The following is a 25,941-nucleotide window of genomic DNA, read 5'->3' on the forward strand; positions in this document are numbered from 1 at the left end:
GTTGGTAACAAGTCCGGCGTCCCCTCGGACGGATGGCTGCCCCCGGCGCCTGGAGTTCGCCGGGGGCAGCCTGTCCGCAAGGGTCTTACTTCACCTGGAGCAGCTTGTTCGCGGTGCCCCCGGTCGGGTTGCTGATCTTGCCGTCGGCAGCCGCGGCGACCAGGCCTTCGGCGACCTGGGCCGGGGTGGCGTCAGGGTGAGCCGAGAGGTACAGCGCGGCAGCGCCGGCGACGTGCGGCGAAGCCATCGAGGTACCGCTGATGGTGTTGGTGGCGTCGTCACCGGTGCCCCACGTCGAGGTGATGTCGACACCCGGCGCGTACAGGTCCACGACCGAACCGTAGTTCGAGAAGCTGGCCTGCTTGTCGGTCTTGTCGCTGGCGGCCACCGTGATGGCCTCCTTGACGCGAGCCGGGGAGGTGGTGCCGGCGTCGGAGGACTCGTTGCCCGCCGCGAGCGCGAAGGTCACGCCCTTCGAGATGGCTCCCTTGACCGCCTCGTCCAGGGCGTCGTCCGCGCCGCCGCCCAGGCTCATGTTGGCGACCGACGGGGCCTTGGCGTTCGCCGCGACCCAGTCGACACCGGCGACGACACCCTCGGTGGTGCCGCTGCCGTTGGCGTCCAGCACGCGGACGCCGACGATCTTGACGCCCTTGGCCAGACCGTGGTCCGTGCCGCCGATGGTGCCGGCGACGTGCGTGCCGTGGCCGTGCTCGTCGTTGGGGGTGTCGTCGTTGTCGACGAAGTCCTTGCCGCCGGTCGCGCGGTCACCGAAGTCCTTGTGCGAACCGCGGACACCGGTGTCGATGACGTAGGCGGTGACGTTGTCGGCCTTCGTCGGGTAGGTGTACTTGTTGTCGAGCGGCAGGTCCGCCTGGTCGACGCGGTCCTCGCCCCACGACGGCGGGTTGTCCTGGGTCTCGCTGATCTTGAACGTCTTGTTCTGGACGACGTACGCGACCTGCGGGTCGGCGGCGAGCCGCTTGGCGGCGGCCTCGTCGGCCTTGATCGAGAAGCCGTTCAGCGCCGAGCCGAACGTGCGGGAAAGCGTGGTGCCGTACTGACCGGTGAGGCCCTGGGCCTTCGAGGCGACGTTCGCGGTGACCTCGCTCGCCGCGGCCACGCCCTGGCCGACCGCGGTGGGCTTGAGGACGACGATGTAGCTGCCGCCGACCGCGTTGGCCACACCCGCGTCGCGGATCTCGCCCAGCTGCTCGGCGTTGGCCGCACCCGCGCCGAACGTGGCGACAGCCGCGGTCACACCGGCGAGCGCGACGCCCGCCACGAGTCCGCTACGGGTCTTTCGGGACTTCAGGTTCTTCCGGGACTTGCTCACTGGTTCCCTTCCTGCCGCGCCGTGCGGATCACCCGGGAGGATGATCGTTGCTGAGGCCATGCAAACCGGTGCGCCAGGTGGCGGGCAATGATTCACAGTTACCAGTACTAGGCCAAAAGGAGCAGCGACGCTCGTCCGGAAAGTCGTTTTTACCTGGCAGAAGGCGCCCCTGGAGTGTTACCACCGGCTGATAAAGTTATTCGTGTTGTTATCAACCGGACGGTGTCACGAAACGGCAGGCGGGGGCGGTCGGGCGGCATATGGTGGCGGGGAGCACGGCGGACCGGGTGACCACGGACGATGAAGAAGAACCGCGTACCGCCTTCGCCACGGCGCTGCGTTCGGCCATCGCCACCAGTGGGCTGAGTCTCGACCGTATCCAAGCGCGGCTCCTGGCTCGAGGCGCGTCGGTCAGTGTCACCGCATTGAGTTACTGGCAGTCCGGCAAACGCCAGCCGGAACGGCAGAGTTCGCTGTCCGCGGTCCGGGTCCTCGAGGAGGTCCTGGCGATTCCCGCCGGTTCGCTGCTCAGCCTGCTGCCGCCGCCGCGGCCGCGCGGGGCGTCGTCACGCCGGAGCCGGGCCACCACCGAGCAGCCGCTGACCTTCCCGCTCGAAGCGCTCCAGGCGCTGCTGGAGAAGGTCGGCGCGCCCAACGCGCTCGAACAACACCATCAGCTGAAGCTGGTCGGCCTGCACGACCTGTGCGAGATCGCCGAGGACGGCGGGCAGCGCGCGGTGACCGCGCGGGCGGTGTTCCAGGCGGGCGCGGACGGCCAGGACCGCTGGCTGCTGGTCTACGCCCAAGGCGACCCGGAAGCGGGCCCGCCGGTGCTGAACACCCTGCGCAACTGCCACGTCGGCCGCGCCGAGGTCGACGACGAGCACGGGCTCACCGTGGCCGAGCTGCTCTTCGACCGGCCCATCGACCGAGGCGAGACCCACCTGATCGAGTACTCCCTGACCAACCCCGGGCCGCCGTACCCGGAATGCCGGAACACGCATTACCGCGAGTTCCGGCGCCCCGTCCGCGAGTACCTGCTGGAGATCCGGTTCGACCCGGACACGATCCCCACGAAGTGCTGGCAGTACAGCGCACATGGGCCCTCGGCGGGAGCGAGCACCTCGGGCCTGGGCCAGGGTTCCTCCCCGCTGGACCGGAAGGAACTCACCCTGGACCAGGGCAGCGGCGTCCACGCCGTCGCGCTCGACTTCGGCCCCGGCGTGTTCGGCATCGACTGGGAGTACTAGTGCAACTTGTTCCGCAGCACCTTCCCGGTCGCGTTGCGCGGTAGCTCGTCGAGGAATTCCACGTCGCGCGGCACCTTGTAGCGGGCGAGGTTGGCCTTGACGTACTCGCGCACGCCGTCGACGTCCAGATCCGACTTCTCGGCCCGCACGACGAACGCCTTCAGGCGCTGCCCGAACTCGGGATCCTCGACGCCGACGACCGCGGCCTCGAGCACGTCCTCGCGTTCGACCAGGAGGTTCTCCACCTCGATCGGGAAGACGTTCTCACCGCCGGAGACGATCATCTCGTCGTCACGGCCGTCGATGAACAGCAGCCCGTCCTCGTCGAAGTGGCCGACGTCGCCGCTGGAGAGCAGGCCGTCGATGATCTCCTTGTTCCGGCCGTCGGTGTAGCCCTGGAAGCTCAGCCCGCTGCCGACGAACACCCGGCCGGTGACGTGCGGCTCGGTGATCTTGCCGCCCTTCTCGTCGTACAGCGCGACCTTGCAGCCCACCGGCGCGCGGCCGACGGTGCCCGGCGCCTTGCGCCAGTCCTCGGGGGTCGCGACCGTCGCGACCGCGACCTCGGTCGAGCCGTAGAGGTTGTGCACGACGTCGCCGAACGCGGCGGTCGCACGGTTCCCCAGGTCCGGGGACAGCGCGGAGCCGGCGACGAAGATGATCCGCAGGGACGAGGTGTCGTACTTGGCGCGGACCTCTTCGGGCAGGTCGACGATCCGCTGCAGCATCGTCGGCACGAGGACCAGCGTGGTGCACCGGTTCTCCGCGACCCCGCGCAGCGTCTCCTCCGGCACGAACTTGCGCCGCATGACGACCTTCGAGCCGAGCGCGAAGGACAGGATGAACTGTGACAACCCGGTGCCGTGGAACAGCGGCGCGCCCATGTAGGTCGCTTCGCCGGTGCGCAGCGGGATGCGGTCGAGGAACTGCGCGGAGGCCAGTGCGGAGGTGTGCGGACGCGGCGCGCCCTTCGGCGTCCCGGTGGTGCCGCTGGTCAGCAGGATGAAGCCGCCCGGTTTGGCGGGCGCGGGCCACGGACGGTCGTCGGTGCTGGCCACCAGTTCGGTGACGACCGGGATGTCGCGGGGGCGGGCGGTGTCCGAATCGACCCAGGCGAGGTAGTGGTCGACCTCGCCCTCGACCGCGTCCAGCAGGTCGGTGAACTCCTGGTCGTACACGAGCGCGGTGACACCTTCGCGCTTCGCGACGTCCGCGAGCTGCGGTTTCGCGAACCCGGTGTTCATCAGCAGCAGCTTCGCGCCGAGCTTGCCGGAGGCGAGCATCGTCAGCACGAGACCACGGTGGTCGCGGCACAGCGCGGCGATCACCGAACCCGGGCCGAGTCCGCGTTCGGCCCACGCCCTGGCCAGCGCGTTCGACTGGGTGTCGAGCTGCTTGAAGGTCAGGGGGCCGAGCTCGTCGATGATGCCGGTCGCGGTCGGGTCGCGGCGGGCGGCGATCATGTTCGCCCCGGCGAAGGGGCCCCACTTCCGCACCATGACCAGCGAACGCAGGCCCTCGTCGACCCGCGGGATCGGGAGCAGGCCCGCTTGGCGCATCACGTCGATGCTGCGCACGGTCTCGGTCACCTTGCCCGCCACCAGGGTGGCGAGGCCGGTGGGGTTTCTCATCCGGGCACCTCCGTTGCTGCTGCGGCGAGACACCATGCCGACGGCGTTCGCGTACCGGCGGTATGGGGTTGCTACTCGACAGTAGCCGACCGATAGCGCAGGCGCACTAGCCGTCTGATGACAGAATTGTCGGTGGGAACCACCACAATGTGAGTGTGCAGGCGATCGCAGGTCAAGAGGAAGACGGCGACTTCGCGATCTCGATTTCCGGACAGCCGCCGCGGCTCGGGCTGAAGATCCCGGAGTTCGTGGACGAAGTACGGAGAGTGGAGGCCGAGCACTCACCCCGATGGGTGTTCCCGTCGGTCGAACAGGCGTACCCGGCGCTGATCAAGGCCGGCGTCCGGGTGCGGCGCTGTCACGACCTGGCGCTGACCGAGGGGCTGCTGCTGGCCCACGAGGGTCGCCCCCAGGAGTCACGAAGCCTGCGCGCGGCGCTGGCCAGGGCGAACGGCGAGGAGCCGCCCGCCGACGAGCCGCCGCTGTGGGCCGAGGACGACCAGCCGACGCTGTTCGAGACGCGCGGCCCGCGCCTGCCGTCCGGCGTCACGCTGGTCGAGGCGGCCCGCCGGGTGCTGGCCGAGCAGGAGAAGCGGGTCGCGCTCACCGAGCATCCGGAGCGGCTTCGGCTGCTCTTCGCGGCGGAGTCGGCGAGCGCGCTGGCGGCCGCGGAGATGTCCGCCGACGGGCTGCCGTGGCGGGCGGACCTACACCTCGAACTGCTCGCCGACCAGCTCGGCCCCCGCGTCCCCGCCGGGCACCGGCCGAAGAAGCTGGTCGAGCTGGCGGCGAAGATCAGCGACGCGTTCGGCGGACGCCCGGTCAACCCGGACGCCCCGGCCAGCGTCGTCCGCGCGCTCGGCCGGGAGGGCATCGAGGTCACGTCGGCCAGGAAGTACCTGCTGCGCGACATCGACCACCCCGCCGTCCCGCCGCTGCTGGAGTACAAGGAACTCGCGCGGCTGCATTCGGCCAACGGCTGGACCTGGCTCGACGAATGGGTGCACGACGGCCGGTTCCGGCCGCATTACGTCGTCGGCGGGGTCGTTTCCGGACGCTGGGCGAGCCGGGGCGGGGGCGCGCTGCAGATCCCGAAGGTCCTGCGGACCTGCGTCCGGGCCGATCCGGGCTGGAAACTGGTGGTCGCCGACGCCGCTCAGCTGGAGCCACGCGTGCTGACCGCGTTGTCGGGCGATCGCAAGCTGGCCGACGTCGCCGCCGCCACGGATCTGTACGCGAGCCTCGCCGAGGCGATGTTCTCCGGGGTGCGCCGCGTGCCGGTGCCCGCGTGGGACGACAGGGACGACCGGGACAGGGCGAAGATCGCGATGCTGTCGGCGATGTACGGCGGCACGTCCGGGGAGGCGGGACCGCTGCTGGCGTTGCTGCGGACCAGGTTCCCGGACGCGGTGTCCTATGTGGAGCGTGCCGCGCAGGCCGGGGAACGCGGCGAGCGTGTCCGCTCCCGGCTGGGCCGGACCTCCCCAGCGCCGTCGGAGGCCTGGCGCGCGCTGACCGGCGGCGTCGCGGAGGACGAGGCCGGCGAGCTCAAGGCGCGGCAGGCGTCGCGCAACTGGGGCCGGTTCACCCGCAACTTCGTCGTGCAGGCGAGCGCGGCGGACATGACCGCGGTCCTGCTGGCGACCCTGCGCGGCAAGCTCCCCACCCCGGCGCATCTGGTGTTCTTCCAGCACGACGAGGTCCTGGTGCACACGCCCGCCGAGTTCGCCGACGAGGTCTCGCAGTCCATTGTGGACAGCATGACCGAGGCGGCGCGGATGCTGTTCGGGGAAGCCTGCCCGGTCCGGTTCCCGCTGCACATCGCCGCCGTGGACACCTACGCCGACGCGAAGTGACTGCATTTCGTCCTCTAAATGCGAGCCACGGCCGCGACGCTCATCCGGGCGGTGAGGGTCCTCGCATTCAGAGGACGAAATGCGGTAGTTGGCGGCACGAACTACCGCATCCAGAGGACTAAATGCGGGCAGCGGCGGCGTCGTCGAGGGCCTTGATCACGCGCTTCAGCGAGACAGGGTGGGCGGTCCCCAGCGTCTGGGCGAAGAAGCTCACCCGCAGTTCCTCGATCATCCACCGGATCTCTTGTAGCGCAGGCGACGAAGTCCCGGGCGGCAGCGCGTCCAGCGCCGCCTGGTACTCGTTGCGGAGCCAAGCGATGTCGCCGGTCCGCTGGATGTCGCGGGTCGGCTCGGTCGGGAGCTTCTCCAGCCGCCGTTCGATCCCGCGCAGGTACCGGACGACGTGCTTCAGCCTGTCCTGCCCGGTTTCAGTGACGAAACCCTTGTGCACCAAACCATCCAGCTGCGCCCGGACGTCCATGAGCGAGTCCTTCGGGCCGCGGGTGTCGGCAAGCCGCGTCTCGACGTCGTTCGCCGCGCGCAGGATCTTCTCGACGTTGGTCAGCACGTCGAGCACTCCGGCGTTCAGCCCGGCCCGCACCTTTTCCAGCAGGACGGCGAAACCGGCCTCGTCCCAGCGCGGGCCGCCGTTGTCGGCCACGAGTTTGTCGACCGCGCAGTCGACGCAGTCTTCGAGCAGCGCCGCCACCGAACCGTGCGGATTCCGGTTCAGCACGAGCTTCGAGGAGTTGCCGAGGTTGCGGGTGATGAACTTCATCGGCGACGGGATGTTCAGCCGCAGCATCCGCCGCGTGCCCGCCCACATCGACCGCTCCTGCTGCCCCGGCGTGTCCAGCAGCCGCACCGCGACGGTGCCGCCCTCGTCGACCAGCGCCGGGTACGCCTTGACGTCGTGCCCGCGCTGCTTGCTCGCGAACACCTTCGGTAGCTCGCCGAACGCGGGCGTCGTCAGGCCTTGGCGCTCGATGCTGTCCGCGGCCTTCGAGATCGTCGCGCGCACCTGGCCGCTCAGATCCCGCTTGAGTGCCTCGACGTCCTTGCCCTCGGACACCTTCTTGCCGCGGACGTCGACCACGCGGAAGGTCATCTTCAGGTGTTCGGGGACCGCTGGCAGCTGCCAGGCGTCGTCGGGGATCACGACCCCGCGCAGTGCTTCGAGCTCGTCGGCGACGACGTGCAGCAGCGGCCCGTCGGCCGGGCCGACCCGCGACAGCACCAGTTTCGCGTGATCCGGCGCCGGCACGAAGTTCCGCCGGATCGCCTTGGGCAGCGATTTGATCAGCTGCGTCACCAGTTCTTCGCGCAGGCCGGGGACCTGCCAGTCGAAGCCGTCCGGGGTGACCTGGTTCAGCACGGGCAGCGGGATGTGCACGGTGACGCCGTCCGCGTCCGCCCCCGGCTCGAACTGGTACGTGAGCTTGAAGGTCTGGCTGCCCTGGGTCCAGAAATCGGGGTAGTCGGCCTCGCGCACGCCGCCCGCGGTCTCGTTGATGAGCATCGTCTTCTCGAAGCTCAGCAGATCAGGCTCGGTGTGCCGCGCCTTCTTCCACCAGCTGTCGAAATGCCGCGCGGAGACGACGTCGGCCGGGACGCGCTGGTCGTAGAACTCGAAGAGCGTCTCGTCGTCCACCAGGATGTCGCGGCGCCGGGCCCGGTTCTCCAGGTCCTCGACCTCGTCGAGCAGCGCCCGGTTCTCGCGGAAGAAGTGGTGCCTGGTCTCCCAGTCGCCCTCGACGAGCGCGTGCCGGATGAACAGCTCGCGGCTCATCTCGGGGTCGATCCGCCCGTAGTTGACGCGGCGGTCGGCCACCAGTGGCACGCCGTACAGCGTCACCTTCTCCAGGGCCATCACCGCGCCCTGCTTGCGTTCCCAGTGCGGCTCCGAGTAGTTCCGCTTCACCACGTGCCCGGCGAGCGGCTCGACCCATTCCGGCTCGATGCGCGCGTTGACCCGGCCCCACAGGCGCGAGGTCTCGACCAGTTCGGCCGACATCACGAACCGCGGCTGCTTCTTGAACAGCGCCGACCCCGGGAACACCGAGAACCGCGCCCCGCGCGCGCCGAGGTAGTCGCCCTTGGCCGGGTCCTTGAGCCCCACATGCGACAACAGCCCGGCGATCAGCGACGTGTGCACACGTTGCGGATCGGCCGGGCCGGTGGTCACGGTGGCGAGGGTGATGCCGAGCGGTTTGGCCAGCTGACGCAGCTGGCTGAAGATGTCCTGCCATTCGCGGATGCGCAGGTAGTTCAGGTACTCGTTGCGGCACAGGCGGCGGAACTGGTTGCTGGACAACGCCTTCTGCTGCTCGCTGACGTACTCCCACAGATTCAGGTACGCCAGGAAGTCGGACGTCTTGTCCGCGAACCGAGCGTGCTGCTCGTCCGCTGCCTGCTGTTTCTCCGCAGGCCGCTCACGCGGGTCCTGAATGGACAGTGCGGCGGCGATGATCATCACTTCGCGGACGCAGCCGTTGCGTGAGGCCTCCAGCACCATCCGCGCCATCCGCGGGTCGACCGGGAGCTGCGCGAGCTTGCGGCCGGTCTCGGTGAGCTTCTTGCCGTCCGACATCTCGAACGCGCCGAGTTCCTGCAGCAGCTGGACGCCGTCGGTGACCTGGCGGCGGTCCGGCGGCTCGACGAACGGGAACGCCGCGATGTCGCCGAGGCCGAGCGAGGTCATCTGCAGGATGACCGACGCGAGGTTGGTCCGCAGGATCTCCGGATCGGTGAACTCGGGCCGCGCGTCGAAGTCGTCCTCGGAGTACAGCCGGATGCAGATTCCGTCGGAGGTCCGGCCGCACCGGCCCTTGCGCTGGTTCGCCGACGCCTGGGAGACCGGCTCGATCGGCAGCCGCTGGACCTTGGTGCGATGGCTGTACCGCGAGATCCGGGCGGTGCCGGGGTCGACGACGTACTTGATGCCCGGCACGGTCAGCGACGTCTCGGCGACGTTGGTGGCGAGCACGACGCGGCGCCCGGTGTGGCGCTGGAACACCCGATGCTGGTCCGACGACGAGAGCCGCGCGTACAGCGGCAGGATCTCGGTGTTCCTGAGGTCCTGTTTGGACAGCGCGTCCGCGGCGTCGCGGATCTCCCGCTCGCCGGAGAGGAACACCAGGATGTCGCCGGGGCCCTCGTGCTGGAGCTCGTCGACGGCGTCGCAGATGGCCTGCGTCTGGTCTCGGTCCTGATCGGCGTCCGGATCGTCGGGATCGATGATCGGCCGGTAGCGGACCTCGACCGGATACGTGCGGCCGGAGACCTCGACGATCGGCGCGTCGCCGAAGTGCTTGGAGAACCGCTCCGGATCGATCGTGGCCGAGGTGATGATCACCTTGAGGTCGGGGCGGCGCGGCAGGAGCTGTTTGACGTAGCCGAGGATGAAGTCGATGTTGAGGCTGCGCTCGTGCGCCTCGTCGATGATCAGCGTGTCGTACTGCCGCAGCATGCGGTCGGTCTGGATCTCGGCCAGCAGGATGCCGTCGGTCATCAGCTTGACCAGCGTGTCCTGGCCGGACTGGTCGGTGAACCGGACCTTGTAGCCGACGGCCTCGCCGAGTTCGGTGTTCAGCTCGGAGGCGATGCGGTCGGCGACCGTGCGCGCCGCCAGCCGCCTCGGCTGCGTGTGCCCGATCTGACCCCGGATCCCGCGGCCGAGTTCGAGGCAGATCTTCGGCAGCTGGGTCGTCTTCCCGGACCCGGTCTCGCCCGCGACGATCACCACCTGGTGGTCGCGGATGGCGTCGGCGATCTCGTCCTTGCGCTGGCTGACCGGCAGCTCTTCGGGATAGGAGATCTTCGGGACGCCGTCGCGGCGGCGGGTGACCCGCAGCTCCGCGGCCTCGATGTCGGCCTCGATCTGCGCGGCGATCGACTCGGCGTTACGCGCTTTCCGGGCACCGTCGAGCCGGCGCCGGAGGCGGTGCTCGTCGCGCGACATCAATTCGGGCAGGCGAGCGCGCAGGGCGCCGAGCGGGGAAGGTTGAGAAGCCATGACCGGCACCAGGATAGCCGTGCGTGACGATCAGGGCCTCCGAATATCCCCCACGTCACCGCCACGCCACGTCCACCCCGCGCGTTTCGTCCTCTGGATGCGGTGGTTCGCGCTGCCAACTACCGCATCCAGAGGACGAAACGCGGGGTCAGGCGTGCCGGAGGGAGGCGGGCGTGAGATCGGCCAGGGTGCGGTGCCCGGACAGGCCCATGGTCAGGTCGAGGTCGGCGAGCAGGCTCCGCAGCACGTGCCGGACGCCGTCCTCCCCCGCGTGCGCCAGGCCGTAGACCCACGGCCGCCCCACCAGGACGGCCTTCGCCCCGAGGGCGATCGCCTTGGCGATGTCGGCGCCGGTGCGGATCCCGGAGTCGAACAGGACCTCCAGCCGGTCACCGACCGCGGCCACGATCTCCGGGAGCACGTCGAGCGAGGCGACGGCGCCGTCGACCTGGCGGCCGCCGTGGTTGGACACGACGATCCCGTCCATCCCGGCCTCGACGGCGCGGCGCGCGTCGTCGGGATGCTGGATGCCCTTGAGCACGATCGGCCCGTCCCAGTGCTCGCGCAGGAACGGCAGCCGGTCCCAGGTGCTGTCGGTGCCGGTGATCATCGAGATCCAGCGCAGGATCGCGGTGGGCGCGTCCTCCTCCGGCGTCTTCTCCAGCAGGCCGCGGAACACCGGGTCGCTCAGCGGGACACCGAGCCCCTCGCCCTTGATGAAGGGCAGGTACGCGTGGTCGAGATCGTTCGGGCGCCAGGCGAGGGTCCAGGTGTCGAGCGTGACCACGAGCGTCGTGAAGCCCGCGGCCTTCGCCCGCGCCAGGATGCTCGCGCAGACGTCGTTGTCGGTGGGCCAGTACAGCTGGAACCAGCGCGGCCCCTCGCCACTGGCCGCGGCGACGTCCTCGATGCTCGTGGAGGACGCCGTCGACATGACGTAGGGCAGGCCGACCGACGCCGCCGCGCGGGCCGCGGCCGGTTCGGCGCCCTCGTGCACGATCGACTGGACGCCGACCGGCGCCAGCAGCACCGGCGCCGGCATCGGCGTCCCGAGGACGGTCGTCGACAGATCGCGTTCGGTGGCGCCGGTGAGCATCCTGGGCACCAGGCGCCAGCGGTCGAACGCCTCCCGGTTGGCGCGGGCGGTGGCGCCCGAACCGGCCGCCCCGGCGACGTACCAGAACGGCCCGGGCTCCAGGATCTCCCGCGCCGACTCCTCCAGCTTCGTGGCGTCGGTGGAGCACGGCGGGAAGGTCCCGCCGAGCCCCTGCAGGTAGATCTCGTTCTGGTAGCCGCCGAACCGCTCGGTCACCCGGGCCTCCTCGTCACGTCACCGGTGCCGGCTCTTCGCGGTCCCGGGTGGTCGAATCCTCCCGGACGATACTCGCCGGTAGCAGCCAGGTGAGTTTCTCCGAGCGGATGACCGCCACTGGACCGATCACGGCCAGCAGCAGGACGTAACCCGCGACGAACGGCGCGACCCGCGAGTCCAGTCCGGCCGCGGTCGCCATCGCGGCGAGCACGAGCGAGAACTCGCCCCGGGTGAGCACGGTCAGCCCGATGTTCACCCCGGCCTGGCGGCCGAACCCGTTCAGCCGCGCGGCCAGCGCGCCCGCGCCCAGGTTCAGCAGGATCGTCAGCGCCACCGCGATCAGCACCGGCACGACCACCGAACCGACCGCGTTCGGGTCGATGCTGAGCCCGAAGATGAAGAAGAACAGCGCGCCGAACGCGTCCCGCAGCGGGAGCACCAGCTTGTGGATCCGCGGCGCGACCTTGGACCCGCCGAGCATCATGCCGACCATGAACGCGCCGATGGCGTCGGACACCCCGACCTCCTCGGCGACGGCGGCGCCCATGACGGCGACCCCGACGAAGCAGACGGTCAGCAGTTCGTCGTCGGCCGAGCCGAACAGTTTCGACACCACCCGGCCGCCCCAGCGGGCGAGCGCGACCATCACGATCAGGAACAGGAACGCCTTGCCGAAGTCGGCGGCCGCCGAGCCGAAGCTCCCGGCGCCGGACAGCACCGGCTGCAGCAACGCCAGGTACAGCGCGAGGAAGATGTCCTCGATCACGATGATGCCCATGATCAGCCGGGATTCGGGGTTGTTCATCCGGCGGGATTCGAGCAGGAGTTTGGTGACGATCGCCGACGACGAGATGCCGATGGCACCGGCGATGACCAGCGCTTCCCTGGTCCCCCAGCCCAGCAGGAAGCCGAAGGCGAGCCCGCCGCCGATGTTGAGGATCAGGTAGATCAGCCCGGACCAGACGAGTTTGCGCCCGCCCTTGGCGAGGTCGTCGAGGGAGAACTCGAGGCCGAGGTAGAACAGGAGGAAGACGAGACCGAGCCCGGCGAGGACACCGAGTTCCTTCGGATCGTCCACAAGGGACAGTCCGGGGGTGTTGGGGCCGAAGACGAATCCGGCCAGCATGAACAGGGGGATCGTGGGCAGCCCGATACGGGCGCCGGCTCTGGCGATGACACCGGCGGCGAGGAAAGCCCCGCCGACGGCCAGCAGGGCATGACCGGAACTCATGGAGACCTCCGATGGTGGCTGATGCGGGAGTGAGGACCGGATCAGCCAGGAGGCGCCCGTGCGGGGGCCTGGGGCACCGCACGGGTGACGACGACGGGTTCGCCCTGTTCAGGGGCGCGACCGGCGTCGGGAAGGTCGACGGTCGCCGTTTCGGCGGGCACGTCGGCCAGGGGAACGGCTTGGCCGCCATGGAAGGCGGGCAGCGGATGGGTCGCGAAGACGGCGACGGGGTCTTCCTTCGCCGTGCGACCGTGCCCAGGGGGAACGGTCGGCGTCACGAAGGCGAAGACGAGCAAGATCAGCAGGAAGAAGACGGAACGATGCCGTGTCGCGGGGGCACGGTTCGTCGTCATCTACCGCCGACTTTACCATTCCTTTATAGACATATCGACGAGAGATCTGTCACGGTTCGCGCCACATGGGCAGCATCGGCGGCCCGCCCTCGACCGCGAAAGCAGGGCCGTGGTCACGGAAACCCAGGCGCCGGTACAACTTCGCGCTCTCCGGGCCACTGGCCTCCAGGTACGCGGGCACGGCGCCGTTGCGGTCGAGTCCGTGCCGCATCAGCCGCGCGCCGATCCCCTGCCGCTGCGCGCTCCTGCGGACGCCGATGAACAGCGCGTGGTGGTACTCGCCGCCGGGGGCGTGTTCGGTCATCGACTCGAACACCGCCGCGAGCCTGCCGATTTCTTCCCCGGTGAGCCCGGCGAACGCGTCGTCGTCCGTGTCCTCCTCGCCACTGGGCGTCCACAGGACGGCGGCGGACAGGTCGTCGGTGACGTCGACGTGGCCACCCGCGGCCAGGGTTCCGCGCACGATCGCCCGGTGGAAGATCGTCAGCGCCGCCGGACGGCGCTCTTCGCCGGGAAAGACCCACGCGCTGACCGGGTCTTCGTGGAAGGCCTCGGTCAGCACGTCGGCCACGGTGTCCATTTCGGACGGTCGAGCGGAGCGGACGATCATCGTCCCGCCCGGAGTTTCGCGGGTTCTTCGTCTTCACCTTCGAGCGGGCCGCCGATCGCGGCATAGGTCTCGGGATCCCGTGTCCGCAGCACTTCCGCGCGCAGGAACCCGGCCAGCGCCGCGACGACCACGAGCCCGGGCAGTCCCCAGCGCAACAGGAAGTTGCCCGCCGGGCCGAGCAGCAGATCGAAGTTGAGCAGGATCAGGGCGAGGACGGCCGACAGCGCGAGGATCGCCAGGCCGGGCGCGATCCAGCGCCGCCAAGCGTTTTCGGCCTGGCGGCGGCGTTTGAAAAAGCCGATCACCGAAAGCGAGACGGCGATCATGATCACCACGACCCCGGTCGACGCCGTCGTGCCGAGCCAGGTGAACAGTTCGGTCACCGGGTCGCGGCCCGCGATCGCGAACAGGGCGACGACGACGAGCGCGAGCGCCGTCTGCGTGAGCGAGCCGGCGGCAGGCGCGCCGGTGCGTTTGCTCGTCTTGGCCAGCGAACGCGGCAGCAGCCCTTCCCTGCCCAGCGCGAAGAAGTAGCGCGCGACGGCGTTGTGGAAGCTCAGCAGCGCCGCGCACTGGCCCGTCACGAAAAGCGTGTACGCGACGGCGGAGAACGTCTCGCCGAGATGCTGACCTGCCAGGTTGAACAGCAGATCCGGGCCCTGCGCGGCCGCGGTGGTGACGATAACGTCGGGTCCGGCGCCCACGGCCAGCGCGAGCGACGAAACGACGTAGAGCACCGCGGTGAGACCGATCGCGGCGAACGTCGCCCGGCCGACCGTGCGGCTGGGTTCGCGCGTCTCCTCGCCGTAGGTCGCCGCGCCCTCGAAACCGATGAACGCGGCGGCGGAGAAGGCGAACACCGCGCCCACCCCGGTGGTGAACAGGCTCGACGGTTCCAGCGGGACCCAGGAAACGCTGCCACCGGCGGGATTCGCGAACAACGCGATGTCGACGATCGCGACGACGGCGACTTCGAGGCACAGCGCCACCCCGAGCACCTTTGCGTTGAGGTCGACCCGCAGGACGCCGAGCGCGCCGACGACCAGCACCATCACCAGCGCGCACAGCCACCACGGCGGCGGCGATCCGGTGAGCGTGCCCAGCCAGGTCGACACCGACCAGCCGAACAGGCCGTAGATGCTGATCTGGATGGCGTTGTAGGAGATCAGCGTGACGAACGCGATGCCGGCGCCGGTGGATTTGCCGACCCCGTTGGCGACGTAGGGATAGAAGGCGCCCGCGTTGGTGATGTAGCGGCTCATCGCCGCGTACCCGACCGCGAACAGCCCCAGGATCGGGGCGAGCAGGAGGAACGACAGCGGAACGCCGACGCTGCCGGTGACCGCGTAATTCGTCGGGACCCCGCCCGCGATGGCGAAGAGCGGACCCGCCGCCGCCACCACGAAGAAGACGATATGAGCGGCTCCGAGCCGCCGTTGGCCGAGGCCGCGCCGCGGCCTGTGCGTACCCATGAACCGTCCCCCCGGACGTCGGTTTGTCGGCGAACACGGTCGGTTCGCGTTCTTGATCTTGCGAAAGCCATCCCACCCTAGGGCCGGGCACCCCGGCGAGGTACGTCCGTTCAGGCTAAAAACGGACCTCGGGTCGCAGTGGTACGCGGGCTACCGCTACTTTGGCCGTCCCGCACTACAACGCCGGAGGGCGTGCCATTCATGCGTCGGCTGACGTTGGTCGATTCCCTGTTCTTCCTCGCCCACGACGAGTTCACCGGAAAACCCGCGCTGCGCCGCACGGGACTCGGCATCGGAATGGCCGGTGCCACGCTCTGCGATCTCCTCCTCGCCGAGCGGATCACCGTGGAACGCAAGCGAATCCGGCCGCTGACCCGCCGCGGCCTCGCCCATCCCCCGCTGGATCGGGTGTTCTCGGAAATCCTCGGCGAACGCGAGTGGCACACCGCGCGGGAATGGGTCGACCATCTCCGCCAGGATCTCGGGGAAACGGTCGCGGACAATCTGCTCGCCGCGGGAGTGATCGACCGCGAGACCGACCGGGTGCTCATGCGGAAGAATCACCGGTACCCGCCACGGGATCTGCTGATGTCGACGGCCGCGCGCAGCAAGGCGAGGACGGCCGTCCTCGGCACCGAACGACCGGATCCGCATTCGGTCTGCCTGGCCCTGCTGGCCTGGACCATCGGCCTCGACGACCTCTGCGAACCAGAGCTCGACCGCGCTGGGTTGCGGACCTGGGCCGAGGCCACGCACCGGGAACTCCCGAGGGCGCTCGCCGAGCTGATCTCGGGGGTGGACGCGGTGGGCGCCGCCGTCGTCTACACCGGCGACAGGCGGTGACCCCTTGCCGGAAACTGTCACCCATGGTTATGGTGTGCCCACGCCGCAGTTACACCGATGAGAAAATGACAATTCTCTGTGGAAAGGGACACCTTTCATGAGTGACACCCTGCGGCCCGCGATGCGTCGTGCTCTCGGCGCGCTTTCCGTCCTCGCCCTCGCCGTTTCCGGCCCCGTCGCGATCTCCTCACTCGCCTCCGCCGAGCCCGCCCCGGCGTCGGCGTCGATCTTCGTCTCCGGCGGCGACCTCGCCTCGCCGGAGAAGAAAGAGATCGCGATGCAGATCGTCTCCAGCGCGGAAAACTCTTCGCTGGACTGGAAAGCGCAGTACTCCTACATCGAGGACATCGGCGACGGACGCGGGTACACCGCCGGCATCATCGGGTTCTGCTCCGGCACCGGCGACATGCTCGAACTCGTCGAGCGCTATACGAACTCGGTCCCGGACAACCCGCTCGCGGAATACCTCCCGGCGCTGCGAAAGGTCGACGGCAGCGATTCGCACGAAGGTCTCGGCAGCGGTTTCGAAAACGCGTGGCGGGAGGCCGCCGGGCGTTCGGACTTCAAGGAAGCGCAGAACGGCGAGCGCGACCGCGTCTATTTCGACCCGGCGGTGAACCAGGCCAAAGCGGACGGACTGGGCACGCTGGGACAATTCATCTATTACGACGCCATCGTGATGCACGGGCCGGGCACCAGCCAGGACAGCTTCGGCGGCATCCGCTCGGCCGCGATCCAGCAGGCGAAGCCGCCGTCCCAGGGCGGTGACGAGAAGGCGTACCTGAAGGCGTTCCTCGACGCGCGGCGCGTGGTCATGAAACAGGAAGAAGCGCACGCGGACACGTCGCGGATCGACACGGCCCAGCTGGTGTGGCTCAACGACGGCAACCTGGACCTGCACACCCCGCTGAAGTGGAAGGTCTACGGGGACCCGTACGAGATCAATTAGCTCCCGGCACGCGTCCGCCGGATGTCATGAAAGGGCCGTTCAGGACGAAATATGTCCTGAACGGCCCTTTCATGACACACACCGGGCGGGCAGCCGAGACCTGCTAGCGCGAGGCCAGCAGGTCTTCGGCGGTCCGCGTGTTGATCACCCGGTCCGGCTCGATCCCCAGCTCGGTGGCCCGCACGCAGCCGTAGACCAGCCAGTCCAGCTGCCCCGGCGCGTGCGCGTCGCTGTCGATCGCGAAATCGCAGCCCAGGTCCACGGCCAGGTTCAGCAGCCGCGTCGGCGGGTCCCGGCGTTCGGGACGCGAGTTGATCTCGACGGCGACGCCGTTGTCCCGGCAAGCGGTGAACACCGCCTCCGCGTCGAACTCCGACTCGGGCCGCTTCCCGCGTGCCCCCATCACCAGCCGCCCGGTGCAGTGCCCCAGTACCCGGACCCGCGGATGCCGGACGGCGGCGATCATCCGCGGTGTCATCTCCCTGGCGGGCATCCGCAGCTTCGAGTGCACGCTCGCGACGACGAAATCCAGCTGTTCCAACAGGTCTTCCTCTTGGTCCAGCGTGCCGTCGAGGTGGATGTCGACCTCGATGCCGTGCAGGATCCGGAACGGTGCCATCGTCTCGTTCAGTTCCGCGACGACGTCCATCTGCCGTCGCAGCCGTTCCGGCGAGAGTCCGTTGGCGACGGTCAGCCGCGGCGAATGATCGGTCAGCACCATCCATTCGTGCCCGAGCGCGCGGGCGGCCTCGGCCATCTCCTCGATCGGGCTCCCGCCGTCGGACCAGTCCGAATGGGTGTGGCAGTCGCCGCGCAGCGCCGCCCGCATCGGGCCGCCGTCGGGCAGCTTCGGCTCGCCGATCTTCTCGAAGTACGCGGGACGGCGTCCGGCGAGGACGTCCTCGACGACGGCCGCGGTCGCCTTGCCGATGTTCGGCAACGCGGTCAGCGTGCCGGCCTCGGCGCGTTTGCGCAGGTCATCGGGCTTGACCTTGGCGATCACCGAGGCCGCCTGCCGGAAGGCCCGCACCCGGTAGCTCGGTTCGCCCGCGCGCTCCAGCCGGAACGCGATCTCCCTCAACGCCTGCGCCGGTTCCATGGCTCCTGTCTACCCCGTCAGCGGCGAAGAGGCAGCTCATGCAGAGCGACATCGCCCAGCTCGCCGTCCCGGATCTCGGCGGTCTGATACGTGCAGAACGGCTGCCGCCGCCGGTCGGTCGGCGAACCGGGGTTCAGCAGCCGCAGCCCGTTCGGCGTGACCGTGTCCCAGGGGATGTGACTGTGGCCGAACACGAGGACGTCGGTGTCCGGGAACCGGTCGTCGCAACGCCGCTCGCGTCCCTGTTTGCCGCCTGTCTCGTGAATGACCGCCAGGCGGACCCCGTCGAGGTCGGCCCGCGCGATCTCCGGGAGCCGCGCCCGCAGGTCCGCCCCGTCGTTGTTGCCCCACACCCCGATGAGCCGCTTGCTCCGGGCCTCGAGTTCGTCCAGCAGGGCGACCTCGACCCAGTCCCCGGCGTGGACGACGACGTCCGCCGCGTCGACCTCGCGCCAGACCTGATCCGGCAGTTTCTTCGCGCGCGGCGGCAGATGCGTGTCGGCGATCAGCAGCAGGCGCATCACTTGTCTCCGATGGCCCCGAGGATCCGGTCCAGGAAGTCGCCGATGTGGGCGCGCAGCAGCCCGGCCGCGCCGTCGGCGTCACCTTTCTTCGCCGCCGCCAGTACCGCCTTGTGCTCGTTCCATTCCTTGCGCCAGCTGGGATTCGCCTCCCAGCCGACCACGCTGATCAGCGCGGCACGATCTTTGAGGTCGTCCAGCATCGAGACCATCAGCGGATTGCCGCAGCCGCTGTAGAGCGCACGGTGGAACCGGCGGTTGAGCAGGCTGAGCGCGGCCTGGTCCTTGTCCGCGATCGCCGCGGACGCCTCCTTCAGCGCCTCCGCGGCGTCTTCGAGCAGATCCGGCGAGCGGCGTTCCACCGACCGGCGCACGGCTTCGGGCTCCAGCACCATGCGGACGTCGTAGACCGACTTCGCCAGCTCCGCGTCCACCACGCACACCGACGCGCCCTTGTACGGGCTGAACGTCACGAGCCCCGAGTTGGACAGCACCTTGAGCGCCTCGCGGACCGGCGTCTTCGACACCCCGAGCCGGGCGGCGAGCTCGGCTTCGACCAGTGGCTGCCCTGGCTTGAGCTCGCGGGTGAGGATGCCGCGGCGGATCTCTTCGAGCACCACTTCGGTGCGGGAAGCGGGCAGGTTGAAGGTCGATGACATGGGTCAATCATATATGAGATGCCATACTCGGAGCATGAAAGCCCCCAAGGACCTCCGCAGCCACCGCTGGTTCGGCGGCGACGAACTACGCGGTTTCAGCCACCGAGCCCGGAGTAGGCAACTCGGCTACAACCCGGAGGAGCACCTCCCGCTGGAATTCCCGGTCGCGACGCTTTCGGAGACCTTCCAGAAGCCGACGCCGATGCTCTACCGCAACCTGCTTTCGATGGAGACCGAAGAGATCCTGCGGTCCTATCCGATCGACGGCGCCGTCCTCATGGGCGGCTGCGACAAGTCGACGCCGGCGTTGCTGATGGGCGCGGCGAGCGCGGGCCTCCCCGCGATCTTCGTGCCCGCGGGCCCGATGCTGCGCGGGCACTGGCGGAACGAGGTGCTCGGCAGCGGCACGGACATGTGGAAGTACTGGGACGACAAGCGTGCCGGGCTGATCGGCGACGCGGAACTGTCCGAATTGGAGCGTGGGCTCGCCCGCTCCCCGGGAACCTGCATGACGATGGGCACCGCGTCCACGATGATGTCGGTCGCCGAGGTGCTCGGGCTGACCCTGCCCGGCGCGGCGTCGATCCCCGCCGTGGATTCGGCGCACCACCGGATGGCCGCGGCGAGCGGCGCGCGCGTGGTGGACATGGTGTGGGAGGACCTCACCATCACGAAGATCCTCGACGAGCGCGCGTACGCCGACGCGATCACCACCGTGCTCGCGCTCGGCGGGTCCACGAACGCCGTCATCCACCTGATCGCGATGGCGGGCCGGGGGCGGATCCCGTTGTCCGTCGACGATTTCGACGCGATCGCGCGCCGGGTCCCGGTGCTGGCGAACATCCGGCCCGGCGGGGACCGGCTGATGGAGGACTTCTATTACGCAGGCGGGCTTCCCGGCCTGTTGTCCCGGCTGACCGATCTTCTGCACACTGATCGTGTCACGGTCACCGGGCGAACCCTCGGCGAGACACTGGAAACGGCGCGGGTGCACGACGACGACGTCATCCGAACGCGGGACAACCCCGTCGCCGCGGAAGGCGGAGTCGCGGTGCTGCGCGGCAATCTCGCCCCTTCGGGCGCGGTCATCAAACACCTCGCCGCGGAGCCTCACCTGCTCGTCCACACTGGACCCGCGGTGGTCTTCGACGACTACCAGGACTTGAAGAAGCGCATCAACGACCCCTCACTCGGGATCACCGAGGATTCCGTCCTGGTGCTGCGCGGATCCGGTCCGCTCGGCGGCCCCGGCATGCCCGAGTACGGGATGCTGCCGCTGCCCGATCACCTGCTGGCCAAGGGGGTCCGGGACATGGTCCGCGTGTCCGACGCCCGGATGAGCGGCACCAGTTACGGCGCGTGCGTGCTGCACGTCGCGCCGGAATCCCACGTGGGCGGGCCGCTCGCGCTGGTGCGCGACGGCGATCCGATCACTTTGGACGTCCCCTCGCGACGGCTGAGCCTCGACGTCGATGATGCGGAATTGCAACACCGCCGGGAACAGTGGACCACACCGTCCCCGCGGTACGAACGGGGTTACGGCGCGTTGTACGCCGAACACATCACGCAAGCCGACGAAGGCTGTGACTTCGACTTTCTCGCGAGAGTGGGTGAAAACCCGGAGCCTGACGCCCAGTGACCACCCGACGGAGTGACCGGCTCACCCAACCGGGCGAGTTGCAGGCTCACAAAACGCCCCCCGTATCTTGAAGGTACGTCCGGAACGTGTGGAAGGCCCGGATGTTCGATCACGACGTCCGGCCTCACCGGACCGTGGAGGGTGGAGAGTTGCCGCAGGAACCGCGCTGGCCCGAGTCCCACGCTGAGCAGACGGACATTCTCCCGGTCGTCACGCCCGGGTTCGCGGAGTCTGCCACGCCTCAGGAGCCCACGCCACCGAAGCGCCGTCGCAGCTATCGCAAGGCCGCCTTCATCGGCGGCGGCGTGTTCGGCCTGCTGGTCGTCGCGTACGCCCTCGACGTGCTGGTCTCCCAGGGCAGCGTCCCCCGCGGCGTCACCGTCGCCGGGGTCGACGTCGGCGGGATGGACCGCACGGCGGCCGAGAAGGAGCTCAAAGGCACCATCGAGCCGCGGCTGACCCGGCCGGTCAAGGTCGTCGCGGGCGACGCCGAGGAGTCGCTGGCGCCGAACAACGCCGGCCTGCGCCTCGACTGGCCCGCGACCCTGGACCAGGCGGGCGACCAGCCGCTGAACCCGTTCACGCGGATCGCGTCGTTCTTCTCGACCACCGAGGTCGGCGTCGTCACGCAGACCGACGACGGGAAGCTCACCGGGGCGCTGGAGAACCTGCGCGACAAGGTCGACCGCGACCCGGTCGAGGGCACCGTCCGCTTCGAGGAGGCCAAGCCGGTCGCGGTCGAGCCGAAGACCGGGCAGAAGCTCGACGTCGACGCCGCCCAGCAGACCATCCTGGACCGCTGGGCCACCGGCGAGCCGCTCACGCTCGCGGTCACCCAGACCCCGGTCAAGGTCTCGCCGGAGGCCGTCCACGCCGCCCTCGACCAGATCGCGAAGCCCGCCGTGGCGGCGCCGATGGTGATCAAGGGCGAGGGCAAGGACGCGGTCGTCGAGCCCAAGGCGATCGCGGCCGCGCTGACCTTCGAACCCGCCGACGGCGGCGTGCTGAACCCGAAGGTCGACAACGCCAAGATCATCGAGGCCGCGGGTCCGCAGCTGAAGTCCACCGAGAAGGAGGGCAAGGACGCGCAGATCGTCTTCGAAGGCGGCAAGCCGACCGTCCAGCCCTCCGAGGACGCCAACGTCGTCGACTGGGAGCCGAGCCTCAAGCCGGTGCTCGACGTGCTCAAGCGCGCCGCGCCCCGCGAGCTGCCGGTGACCTACAAGAAGACCCCCGCCAAGGTGACCACCGAGCAGGCGAACCAGCTCGGCATCAAGGAGGTCGTCAGCGAGTTCAAGACCGCCGGGTTCGCGGCGGACTCGGGGACGAACATCCGGGTCGTGGCGCAGAAGGTCAACGGCGCCATCGTGAAGCCGGGCGAGACGTTCAGCCTCAACGGGTTCACCGGGCCGCGCGGCGCCGCGCAGGGCTACGTCGAGGCCGGTGTCATCAAGGACGGCGCGCCCGGCCGCGAGGTCGGCGGCGGGATCTCGCAGTTCGCGACCACGCTGTACAACGCCTCGTACTTCGCCGGCATGAAGGACACCGAGCACAAGGAACACAGCTACTACATCAGCCGCTACCCCGCCGCGCGCGAGGCGACCGTGTTCCAGAACCACAACGGCGGCAGCGTGATCGACCTGAAGTTCACCAACGACGGTGACACCGGCGTCGCGATCCAGACGGTCTGGACCCCTTCGGACATCACGATCCGCCTGTGGGGCACCAAGAAGTACACCGTCGAGTCGGTCGCGGGCGGCCGCACCAACCCGTCCGAGCCGCCGACGAAGCCCGGCCCGGCCGAGAACTGCAAGCCCAGCAACGGCGCGCCCGGCTTCACCACTTCGGACACCCGGATCATCAAGGACGCCGCGAGCGGCCGCGAGATCCGGCGCCACACCCGGAACGTGCACTACAACCCGCAGCCGAAGATCACCTGCGGCACGGAGTAGCCCTCGCAAGTACATGAAGGCCCCCTTCGCTGCGTCTAGCGCAGTGAAGGGGGCCTTCATGTACCTACAAGCCTGAGTGAGCAGAGCACCGGCACGGGCAACGGCGAGTGCGTTGGGCTGTGGTTAGAGCCCGATCTGATGAAGATTCGGTCAGTAAGGCGCCGAAGGGTCCAAGCTGATCTTGCGTGGCGCAAGTGCTCCAGGTTCAGTACCTGAGCGACGTGCACAGGTCAGACACCAAACCGACAGCGGCTGGGCATCTAGGTACATCCGAGCTCCCCGCTTTCTGACCCACCCGCTGTCAGCCCCAGTGCCATGCTCCACAGCTGGGGACGAAGGGGATGGTGGATTGAGCGATGCCGAAGTGGTCGCCGCAGCACTCGGCGCCGCCGTCATATCCCTTGAGCAGGCAGAACAGGCAACGCAGGAGGCCGCTGAGGGCTTCCGCGATTCCGCCTTGCGTCTTGGACAGGCTGTCCACGGAACCGGTGATCCTGAAATAGGCGCCTTGCCGGGGCTGTACGACGAGCTACGCCGCTCCGCTGAACAGGCGGTCAGCGGCTTCAGGATCGTGAAGGCGAGAATCTCGGCATATCTGGGCGCGATCGGCTTGTCGGCGACACCGACGAGCATCGAGGTCACAGGGCCGAAGCGGGAGGATGGAGCGCGCAGTCGACCTGGTGTGCACACCACGACCGCGCCGGAGAAACCCATTCCGGTCTCGCAAGGCCGAGTTGGCGAACTGAAGCGAGATCTTCCGCCGCGCGTCGACCGTGGAGAGGGGCAGAAGACACACGGGCTGTGGGTCACGGGCTCGGGTGCAGGAGACGCCGGGCGCATCGTGAGCGGCCGTGACGACATGGAAACCGCAGCGGTCCAGTTCTTCAAGGACCAGGGTGCCCGGCGGATGCCTTCCACCACTGCCGACGTCGAGGTCAAGCTGGCCGTTCACATGCAGAACGAGGGCATCACCAATGCAACCGTCGCCGTGAACAACGAGGTGTGCAAAGGCCCGTTCGGCTGTGAGACCTTGGTCCCTAAGATCCTTCCCCAAGGAAGTGCGCTCACCGTGTATGGCACCACGCCGGACGGAACACCGATCGGGACCACCTACCTCGGACAGAGAAAGAAGCCATGATCGAAGCTTGGTACGACGGTAACGCGACCGAAGCGACCACGATCACGACAGCAGCCGATCTCGACCACGTTCTGGACGCCTTGGCGGCCTTGAATGGACCGACGCTCGCCGAGCTGTATACGGACGGCGACCCGGAAAAGTCGTGGCTCGAGATCGGCCTGCACGGCGAACGGGCGAGCCTGCGGTACGTCGGTGACGACGCACCGAACGGTGCGTACTCGAAGGGCGGGACCTTTTCGCTGCCGACGGGCGGCGAGGTTCTCTACTACTTCATGAACAACCCTCGGGAGTACCCGGACGACGCCGAGATCGCCGTGGACACCGCCCGGCGGGCCGCTCACGACTTCCTGACCTCCGGCGGGCAACGGCCGTCCGGTGTGCAATGGACCGAGCAGGATGGCCCGCTGTAGCACTTGGCCACGCGTGGCTGTGTTACGGGGTCAGAACTTTGTACGCGCTCCTTCTCGGGCTTCCGTGCCTAACTTTGATCATGTTGGTGTGGCTCACCTACAGATACGATCGACCGGTCTCGATCTCTGTAGGACGGTGGCTCAAGGTCATCGCACCGCGCCGTAACGACCGGTCGTTGCACCCCAGCCTGGAGGGGCAACCTCGTCCGTCGTGTCCCGCCCGGGTTGACCTCGGGGTCGTCTACCAAGTCATGAGGACGGCCTCTGCCGATACGGAAGGGCTCGAACTGGCGACGGCCAGGCCTGACGAGCACGGGGAGAGTGGCAGCGATGGGCCAATAAGGGTTCACTGAACGCTTCCGAAAGCGTACTGTGCGTGGTGAACCCGAGCGAGCGGGGGTGGCCACCTCATGACCTCGACGGCGACCTTCCGGCAGATCTTCGCGGTCGGCGAACTGCGGGCGATCTGGTTCGCGGAACTCCAGTCGATCCTCGGCGATCAGGTGGCCAGGGTCGCGCTGTCGGTCCTGGTGTTCCAGCGGACCGGTTCGGCGACCTGGCCCGCGCTGACCTACGCGCTCACCTATCTGCCCGATCTGATCGGCGGGCCGCTGCTCGGCGGGCTGGCCGACCGGTTCCCGCGCCGCGCGGTGATGGTCTGCTCCGACGTCGTCCGGGCGCTCCTGGTCGCGGTGCTCGCCGTCCCCGGCATCCCGTTGCCCGTGCTCGCCGCCGTGCTCGTGGCGGTGCAACTGGCGAACGCGCCGTTCACCGCCGCGCAGGCCGCGGTCCTTCCCTCGGTGCTGACCGGGGATCAGTACGTGCTCGGCCAGTCGCTGCTGAAGATCACCAATCAGGTCGGCCAGCTCGCCGGATTCGCCTTGGGCGGCGCGGTGATCGCCGCGATCGGACCGGGCCGCGGGCTGGCCATCGACGCGGCGACGTTCGGCGTCTCGGCGATCGTCCTGCGGCTGGGTGTCCGCGCCCGGGCCGCTTCGGGTCCCGGCGGACCGGCGACGTCGACCCTGCGACGGCTTTCGGCGGGCGCCCGCACGATCTGGCGCGACCGCCGGTTGCGCGCGCTGGTCGGCCTGGCGTGGCTGGCGGGCTTCGTGATCGTGCCGGAAGGTCTCGCGGTGCCCTACGCCGCGGAGATCGGCGGCGGGGCGGCGACGGCGGGACTGCTGCTCGCCGCGCATCCGGCGGGGATCGTGCTCGGCGTGTTCGTGCAGGGCCGCTTGGTACGGCCCGAAATCCGGCTGCGGCTGGTCGGGATCCTCGCGCTCGGCGCGATCGTGCCACTCGCGGCGTTCTGGTTCCGGCCGTCGCTCCCCTACGCCGCCGGACTGCTGGTGCTGTCCGGGATGTGCGCGGCCTACCAGGTCACCGCGAGCACCACGTTCATGCGGTTGGTGCCCGACACCGAGCGAGGCCAGGCCTTCGGCCTCGCCGGGTCGGGACTCATCGCCGTGCAGGGAATCGGGCTGATCGCCGGCGGCCTGCTCGTCGGCGTGCTCGGTTCACCGGCGACGACGGTCTCGGTCATCGCCTTGGCCGGTCTCGTAGTGGCTGTTCCGGCCACCCGGGCTTGGCGCCACGTGGCCCCACCGCACCCCCTTTAGACCGGAACCCGGTACTCACCAGTTCTGCCCGCGCATAGGGCTC

General features: G+C 69.1%; 20 protein-coding genes. 9 read left to right on the top strand and 11 right to left on the bottom strand.

The window, feature by feature from the left end; all coding sequences use genetic code 11:
- Positions 1-85: 85 nt before the first annotated feature.
- Positions 86-1,336, bottom strand: coding sequence for a S8 family peptidase (locus IE302_RS30450; protein ID WP_191257885.1), 1,251 nt, complete (start codon positions 1,334-1,336; stop codon positions 86-88).
- 260 nt (positions 1,337-1,596) lie between these two features.
- On the opposite strand from IE302_RS30450, the gene IE302_RS30455 reads away from it, so the two are divergent.
- A complete protein-coding gene (locus tag IE302_RS30455; protein WP_191257886.1) occupies positions 1,597-2,586 on the top strand; it encodes a hypothetical protein in 990 nt (329 codons plus the stop codon).
- Here IE302_RS30455 and IE302_RS30460 read toward each other — a convergent pair.
- Complete coding sequence (locus IE302_RS30460; RefSeq protein WP_191257887.1) at positions 2,583-4,217, bottom strand: acyl-CoA synthetase; 1,635 nt, start codon at positions 4,215-4,217, stop codon at positions 2,583-2,585. The genes IE302_RS30455 and IE302_RS30460 overlap by 4 nt on opposite strands.
- Positions 4,218-4,366: 149 nt before the next feature.
- Between IE302_RS30460 and IE302_RS30465 the strand changes: the two genes are divergently transcribed.
- Positions 4,367-6,073 (top strand): bifunctional 3'-5' exonuclease/DNA polymerase, encoded by a 1,707-nt coding sequence (locus IE302_RS30465; protein ID WP_191257888.1) that lies wholly within the window; start codon positions 4,367-4,369, stop codon positions 6,071-6,073.
- 118 nt (positions 6,074-6,191) lie between these two features.
- Here the strand turns inward: IE302_RS30465 and hrpA are convergent, their stop codons facing one another.
- From hrpA to IE302_RS30495, 6 genes are all read right to left on the bottom strand, one after another.
- The gene (gene hrpA, locus IE302_RS30470; RefSeq protein WP_191257889.1) at positions 6,192-10,088 is read right to left on the bottom strand and encodes an ATP-dependent RNA helicase HrpA; all 3,897 of its coding nucleotides are present in this window, start codon (positions 10,086-10,088) and stop codon (positions 6,192-6,194) included.
- A gap of 148 nt (positions 10,089-10,236) precedes the next feature.
- Positions 10,237-11,400 (bottom strand): lactate 2-monooxygenase, encoded by a 1,164-nt coding sequence (locus IE302_RS30475; RefSeq protein WP_191257890.1) that lies wholly within the window; start codon positions 11,398-11,400, stop codon positions 10,237-10,239.
- Positions 11,401-11,413: 13 nt separating this feature from the next.
- Entirely contained in the window at positions 11,414-12,631 is a 1,218-nt protein-coding gene (locus IE302_RS30480; protein WP_191257891.1) for a cation:proton antiporter, read from the bottom strand.
- A 41-nt stretch (positions 12,632-12,672) separates the two neighbouring features.
- Entirely contained in the window at positions 12,673-12,984 is a 312-nt protein-coding gene (locus IE302_RS30485; RefSeq protein ID WP_191257892.1) for a hypothetical protein, read from the bottom strand.
- Between the two features lie 49 nt (positions 12,985-13,033).
- Complete coding sequence (locus IE302_RS30490) at positions 13,034-13,564, bottom strand: GNAT family N-acetyltransferase (protein ID WP_229908027.1); 531 nt, start codon at positions 13,562-13,564, stop codon at positions 13,034-13,036.
- 26 nt (positions 13,565-13,590) lie between these two features.
- Positions 13,591-15,066, bottom strand: coding sequence for an APC family permease (locus IE302_RS30495; RefSeq protein WP_191257894.1), 1,476 nt, complete (start codon positions 15,064-15,066; stop codon positions 13,591-13,593).
- Between the two features lie 201 nt (positions 15,067-15,267).
- Here IE302_RS30495 and IE302_RS30500 point away from each other — a divergent pair, with 201 nt between their 5' ends.
- Together IE302_RS30500 and IE302_RS30505 are read left to right on the top strand one after the other, a co-directional pair.
- On the top strand, positions 15,268-15,909 hold the full coding sequence (locus IE302_RS30500) for a GOLPH3/VPS74 family protein (RefSeq protein ID WP_191257895.1): 642 nt from the start codon (positions 15,268-15,270) through the stop codon (positions 15,907-15,909).
- A 97-nt stretch (positions 15,910-16,006) separates the two neighbouring features.
- Positions 16,007-16,858 (top strand): chitosanase, encoded by an 852-nt coding sequence (locus IE302_RS30505; protein WP_191257896.1) that lies wholly within the window; start codon positions 16,007-16,009, stop codon positions 16,856-16,858.
- Between the two features lie 103 nt (positions 16,859-16,961).
- On the opposite strand, the gene IE302_RS30510 is transcribed toward IE302_RS30505, so the two are convergent.
- The 3 genes from IE302_RS30510 to IE302_RS30520 are packed head-to-tail and all read right to left on the bottom strand — an operon-like array spanning position 16,962 to position 19,137.
- Positions 16,962-17,957: a PHP domain-containing protein gene (locus tag IE302_RS30510; protein WP_191257897.1), complete on the bottom strand. Its 996-nt coding sequence runs from the start codon at positions 17,955-17,957 to the stop codon at positions 16,962-16,964.
- Between the two features lie 17 nt (positions 17,958-17,974).
- The gene (locus IE302_RS30515) at positions 17,975-18,478 is read right to left on the bottom strand and encodes a metallophosphoesterase family protein (protein ID WP_191257898.1); all 504 of its coding nucleotides are present in this window, start codon (positions 18,476-18,478) and stop codon (positions 17,975-17,977) included.
- Positions 18,478-19,137: a GntR family transcriptional regulator gene (locus tag IE302_RS30520; protein ID WP_191257899.1), complete on the bottom strand. Its 660-nt coding sequence runs from the start codon at positions 19,135-19,137 to the stop codon at positions 18,478-18,480. The genes IE302_RS30515 and IE302_RS30520 overlap by 1 nt, the downstream gene beginning before the upstream one ends.
- Positions 19,138-19,171: 34 nt before the next feature.
- On the opposite strand from IE302_RS30520, the gene IE302_RS30525 reads away from it, so the two are divergent.
- The 5 genes from IE302_RS30525 to IE302_RS30545 all read left to right on the top strand — a co-directional run bounded on the left by IE302_RS30525 (position 19,172) and on the right by IE302_RS30545 (position 25,898).
- Complete coding sequence (locus IE302_RS30525; protein WP_191257900.1) at positions 19,172-20,776, top strand: IlvD/Edd family dehydratase; 1,605 nt, start codon at positions 19,172-19,174, stop codon at positions 20,774-20,776.
- A 149-nt stretch (positions 20,777-20,925) separates the two neighbouring features.
- Positions 20,926-22,728, top strand: a complete 1,803-nt coding sequence (locus IE302_RS30530) for a VanW family protein (RefSeq protein WP_191257901.1) — start codon at positions 20,926-20,928, stop codon at positions 22,726-22,728.
- A gap of 349 nt (positions 22,729-23,077) precedes the next feature.
- Positions 23,078-23,866: a DddA-like double-stranded DNA deaminase toxin gene (locus IE302_RS30535; protein ID WP_191257902.1), complete on the top strand. Its 789-nt coding sequence runs from the start codon at positions 23,078-23,080 to the stop codon at positions 23,864-23,866.
- Positions 23,863-24,276: an Imm1 family immunity protein gene (locus IE302_RS30540; protein WP_191257903.1), complete on the top strand. Its 414-nt coding sequence runs from the start codon at positions 23,863-23,865 to the stop codon at positions 24,274-24,276. The genes IE302_RS30535 and IE302_RS30540 overlap by 4 nt, the downstream gene beginning before the upstream one ends.
- A gap of 410 nt (positions 24,277-24,686) precedes the next feature.
- Positions 24,687-25,898: an MFS transporter gene (locus tag IE302_RS30545; protein WP_191257904.1), complete on the top strand. Its 1,212-nt coding sequence runs from the start codon at positions 24,687-24,689 to the stop codon at positions 25,896-25,898.
- The last annotated feature ends 43 nt before the right edge of the window (positions 25,899-25,941 follow it).

The organism is Amycolatopsis oliviviridis, from assembly GCF_014654365.1.
GTDB lineage: Bacteria > Actinomycetota > Actinomycetes > Mycobacteriales > Pseudonocardiaceae > Amycolatopsis > Amycolatopsis oliviviridis.

Excerpts from the sequence above, each read along its gene's own strand:
- IE302_RS30455 (WP_191257886.1), top strand. The coding sequence starts at position 1,597 with ATGGTGGCGGGGAGCACGGCGGACCGGGTGACCACGGACGATGAAGAA.
- IE302_RS30460 (WP_191257887.1), bottom strand. The coding sequence starts at position 4,217 with ATGAGAAACCCCACCGGCCTCGCCACCCTGGTGGCGGGCAAGGTGACC.
- hrpA (WP_191257889.1), bottom strand. The coding sequence starts at position 10,088 with ATGGCTTCTCAACCTTCCCCGCTCGGCGCCCTGCGCGCTCGCCTGCCC.
- IE302_RS30480 (WP_191257891.1), bottom strand. The coding sequence starts at position 12,631 with ATGAGTTCCGGTCATGCCCTGCTGGCCGTCGGCGGGGCTTTCCTCGCC.
- IE302_RS30485 (WP_191257892.1), bottom strand. The coding sequence starts at position 12,984 with ATGACGACGAACCGTGCCCCCGCGACACGGCATCGTTCCGTCTTCTTC.
- IE302_RS30490 (WP_229908027.1), bottom strand. The coding sequence starts at position 13,564 with ATGGACACCGTGGCCGACGTGCTGACCGAGGCCTTCCACGAAGACCCG.
- IE302_RS30495 (WP_191257894.1), bottom strand. The coding sequence starts at position 15,066 with ATGGGTACGCACAGGCCGCGGCGCGGCCTCGGCCAACGGCGGCTCGGA.
- IE302_RS30500 (WP_191257895.1), top strand. The coding sequence starts at position 15,268 with ATGCGTCGGCTGACGTTGGTCGATTCCCTGTTCTTCCTCGCCCACGAC.
- IE302_RS30505 (WP_191257896.1), top strand. The coding sequence starts at position 16,007 with ATGAGTGACACCCTGCGGCCCGCGATGCGTCGTGCTCTCGGCGCGCTT.
- IE302_RS30510 (WP_191257897.1), bottom strand. The coding sequence starts at position 17,957 with ATGGAACCGGCGCAGGCGTTGAGGGAGATCGCGTTCCGGCTGGAGCGC.
- IE302_RS30515 (WP_191257898.1), bottom strand. The coding sequence starts at position 18,478 with ATGCGCCTGCTGCTGATCGCCGACACGCATCTGCCGCCGCGCGCGAAG.
- IE302_RS30520 (WP_191257899.1), bottom strand. The coding sequence starts at position 19,137 with ATGTCATCGACCTTCAACCTGCCCGCTTCCCGCACCGAAGTGGTGCTC.
- IE302_RS30525 (WP_191257900.1), top strand. The coding sequence starts at position 19,172 with ATGAAAGCCCCCAAGGACCTCCGCAGCCACCGCTGGTTCGGCGGCGAC.
- IE302_RS30540 (WP_191257903.1), top strand. The coding sequence starts at position 23,863 with ATGATCGAAGCTTGGTACGACGGTAACGCGACCGAAGCGACCACGATC.
- IE302_RS30545 (WP_191257904.1), top strand. The coding sequence starts at position 24,687 with ATGACCTCGACGGCGACCTTCCGGCAGATCTTCGCGGTCGGCGAACTG.